The following is a 443-nucleotide window of genomic DNA, read 5'->3' as shown; positions in this document are numbered from 1 at the left end:
GCTGGATATGGTCGACCATCCGCGTCCAGCGCTCGTCGGACAGCCGCGGCGCGCGATCGCCGTGGCCGGCCGCGTAGTCGCGTTCCTCGTGGCCCCAGTCCATCACGACCAGGTATGGCGCCGCGTAGCGCTGGCCGCCCTGCGTCGGCAGCTTCGGCAGTTGCGTGATCAGCGCGCAGATGTCGCGCGACTGGCGCAGCAGGTTCGGCAGGTTCTCCGGCGACACGAGATCGTCGAAGATCGTGCCGGCCGTGATGCTCAGGCGTTGGCGTTCGAGTTCGGCGCTCACCACGTCGAGATCGAGCGGGATGTAGCCGTACGGCCCGAGCTCGATGCCCGAGTAGCCGGCCTGCGCGGCCTCGGCAAGCACGTGCCGCCACGGCGGCAGGTGCGGGTTCTTCACGTCGTCGACGCCCCAGCAGCAGGGCGCGCAGCCAATCTTC

General features: G+C 69.8%; 1 pseudogene. It reads right to left on the bottom strand.

From position 1 onward, the window contains the following. Nucleotides 1-443: pseudogene (locus M3205_RS25270) on the bottom strand (AP endonuclease); the annotation flags it as partial.

The organism is Cytobacillus firmus, assembly GCF_023715565.1.
Lineage (GTDB): Bacteria > Bacillota > Bacilli > Bacillales > Cytobacillaceae > Cytobacillus > Cytobacillus firmus_C.
Note: the sequence above shows the minus strand (reverse complement) of the source record. Positions and strands in the feature narration are given on the sequence as shown.